The sequence below is a fragment of the Actinomadura sp. KC345 genome (assembly GCF_004348515.1).
Classification (GTDB): Bacteria; Actinomycetota; Actinomycetes; order Streptosporangiales; family Streptosporangiaceae; genus Spirillospora.
In genome coordinates this window covers 1-3101 of the sequence record NZ_SMKH01000499.1, presented here as the reverse complement: position 1 = coordinate 3101, position 3101 = coordinate 1, and the positions used below count along the sequence as shown (strand labels likewise).

The following is a 3101-nucleotide window of genomic DNA, read 5'->3' as shown; positions in this document are numbered from 1 at the left end:
AGGCCGGTGAGGTTGAGGGTTGTGCCTGCGATCAGGCACGCGGCGCCCGGGAGGGTGCCGCAGAGGAACGAGATCGGGTGCGCGCCCATGGCGGCGGCCATCAGCAGGCCCAGGAGGGGTAGCGCGGCGAGGAGGCGGGCGGTTGCGCGGGGGCCGGCCAGTTGTACGGAGACGTCCTGGCGTTGGGCCTCTTCGTCGCGGAGGGCGGCGGCCAGTCCGTCCAGGACGGTGGCGAGGGTGCCGCCGCGCTCGGAGCCGACCCGCCAGCAGGCGGCCAGGAGGCGCAGTCCTTCGGCGCCCGGCCGGGACGCGGCCAGTTCTCCGAGGTGGTCGGGCGGTGGACGGGGGAGGTCGAGGAGTTCCTTCGAGATGTGCGGGTCGAGGACGGTCGCCGCCGCCGTGAAGGCCTCCTCGGGGGTTCGGCCCGCGGCCAGTTCGGCGGCCATGGCGTCGCAGAGTTCGATCACCGACGCGCGCCAGCGGTGAGGACGGCTTCTGCGCTCCCGGATTGCCTCGGCTCTGGCTTTGACGAAGAGGAGCGGGTCGACCGGTGGGCGGGTGGCGAGCTGGTTCAGGCGATGGACGGCAGGAGGAGGCGTCAGGAAGGTCCAGACGGCCGCGGCCGAGCAGAGGACCGCCAGTGTGTTGATCACGAGCCTCCTTGCAGGCGGCTGGTGAGGGACTCGGCGCCGGAGGAACGGACGACCTCGCCGGACGCCGTGAACGAGACCGCCGGGACGACGCCGACCAGGCCGTCGGACGCTCGGCGGAGGAGACATATCTCCGCCACGCGGCGCCGCCCCCCGCCCGGCTCGCGGGCCAGGTGGACCACGATGTCCAGGGCGGCGGCAAGCTGGCTGTGGACGGCTTCCCGCGTCAGGCCCGCCGCGCAGGCCAGGGCTTCGAGACGGGCGGGCACGTCCGCGGCCGTGTTGGCGTGAAGGGTTCCGCAGCCGCCTTCGTGGCCGGTGTTCAGCGCCTGAAGCAGGACCACGACTTCGCGGCCTCTGACCTCGCCGACCACGAGGCGGTCGGGGCGCATGCGGAGGGCCTGGCGGACCAGGTCGTTCAAGGTCACGCCTCCGGCGCCCTCCATGTTGGGCGGACGCGCCTCCAGCCGCACCACGTGAGGATGGGACGGTTTCAGCTCCGCGGAATCCTCGACCAGGAGCAGCCGGTCGGCCGGGTCGGCCAGTGACAACAAGCAGCTCAGAAGAGTCGTTTTGCCGGTTCCCGTTCCGCCGGTGATCAGGAAGGCGGCGCGGGATCTGATCAGTGCGGCGAGCAGGTCGGCGCCCTCCGGCGGGAGGGTGCCCGCGGCGATCAGCTCGTCCAGCGTGAAGGCGCGGCGGCGGGGGAGCCGCAGGGAGATGCAGGTGCCGGTCGCGGCCACGGGCGGCAGGACGGCATGCAGGCGCACTCCACCCGGGAGCCGGGCGTCGGCGTAAGGGGCGGCATCGTCGAGGCGGCGTCCGGCGGCGGCGGTCAAGCGCTGTGCCAGACGGCGGAGGCACGGCTCGTCCGGGAAGCTCAGGGCGGTGCGGACGAGACCGGAGCCCGCGTCCACCCAGACCTCGTTCGGCCCGTTGACCAGGACGTCGGTGACGTCCGGGGACCGTAGCAGCGGCTCCAGCGGCCCGGCGCCGACGAACTCGGCGTGCAATTCGTCGGCGAGCGTCAGTACCTCGCGGTCGCCGAGCAGCCGTTCCTCCGCCCGCAGGGCCGCGGCGACCCGGCCGGTGGTCGGTTCGCCGCCCGAGTCGGCCAGCCGATCCCGGATGGCATCGGACAGCCTGGTCATGCGGCCGCCTCCTCTCGGTATGCGTACGGCTGGAGCGCGAGGTCGGCGAGGACGCCGCCGCAGAACTCGGCGAGCGGACCCCGGCGGCAGGCCCGTTCGAGGCCGCCCTCGTCGATGGCCGTGGGAAGGCGGCGGTCACGTTCGAACGCGCCGGCGGACGGGAGGTCGAGAGCGTGGGCGACCGCGTCGGCGGTCAGGCCGCCGGGCGCCGGGCCCTGGACGACCAGGCGCACGTCGGCGGTGTCACGGCGGAGAACGGCGGCGAGTCCGTCGGCGGCGACGGTCGCGCGGACCTCGGCCGGGACGAGCAGGAACGTGGTGTCGGCGGCGCGCAGCGCCGCGCGGCCGACGTCGCCCGGGTAGCGCGGGACGTCCCCGATGACCAGGTCGAAGCCGCGGACGGCCGCGTCGAACAGGGACCGCACCGCGTCGTCGGAGACCGGGACCGGTTCACCGCGTCTCCACGACAGGACGGACAGGTCACCGCACCGCGGCAGTGTCTCGCGAAGCGTGGCGGTGTTCAGCCGGCCCCGTCGTTCGGCGAGGTCGTGCCAGCGGACGCCCTCGTGCGCCTCCAGCCCGAGCATGAGATCGATGCCGCCGCCGAACGGGTCGGCGTCCACGAGCAGCGTGCGCAGGCCCTGGCCCGCGGCCGCGAGGCCGAGCCCGGTGGCGAGCACGCTGGCTCCCGCTCCGCCGCGGGAGCCGACCACGCACACCGTGGTGGCCCGGCCGCTCTCGGGTTCACCGGCCGCGGCGAAGGCGTTGATCAGCCAGTCCTCGTGGTCGGGCAGGACGGCGACGTCCTGCGCCCCGGCCTCGACCGCCAGCCGGTAGGTGTCGGAGGTGGCGTCTTCGCCGGTGACCAGGACGACGCCTGGACGGCGCTGCAGGTCGGCGGACGCCACGCTCTCCGCGACGTCGTCGCCGACGAGGGTGAGGACCGGCCACGTCCAGGCGGCCCTGGCCTCATCGGCGCCGTAGGCCACTTCGGCGTGGACGTCGGCGGCGGCCGCGAGCCGGAGCAGGCCATCGGCGAGAGCCGGGTCGCCCGTGACGATCAGTGCCGCGAGATTCATCGGATGCTCCTTCTGCGTTCGGAGACACCCACCTTGCGACGCTGAGCGACGAGGCTGAAGACGTTCCGTGAACTGTGGATAACTCCGCCGCAGCGCTGAGCCGCGAGCGCATCTCGCGGCGGGCGGTGCGGTACGGGCAGGCCGACCCGGGGCGGGGCCGGGGTGGTGGCCGGGCGGTGGCACGTGGAGGGCGGCGCCACCGCCCGGCCGCTTTCAACGGC

3 protein-coding genes are annotated in these 3101 nt (G+C 74.2%); all 3 read right to left on the bottom strand.

Translation table 11 applies throughout. The features are described 5' to 3' along the window. Positions 1 to 653, bottom strand: a 653-nt coding sequence (locus tag E1281_RS38840; protein ID WP_165959308.1) for a type II secretion system F family protein, incomplete at its 3' end; no start/stop codon positions are given. Beyond that, positions 650 to 1801: a TadA family conjugal transfer-associated ATPase gene (locus E1281_RS38835; protein ID WP_131884685.1), complete on the bottom strand. Its 1152-nt coding sequence runs from the start codon at positions 1799 to 1801 to the stop codon at positions 650 to 652. The genes E1281_RS38835 and E1281_RS38840, both read right to left, overlap by 4 nt. After that, entirely contained in the window at positions 1798 to 2880 is a 1083-nt protein-coding gene (gene ssd / locus E1281_RS38830) for a septum site-determining protein Ssd (protein WP_131884684.1), read from the bottom strand. The genes E1281_RS38835 and ssd overlap by 4 nt, the downstream gene beginning before the upstream one ends. Between the last annotated feature and the right edge of the window lie 221 nt (positions 2881 to 3101).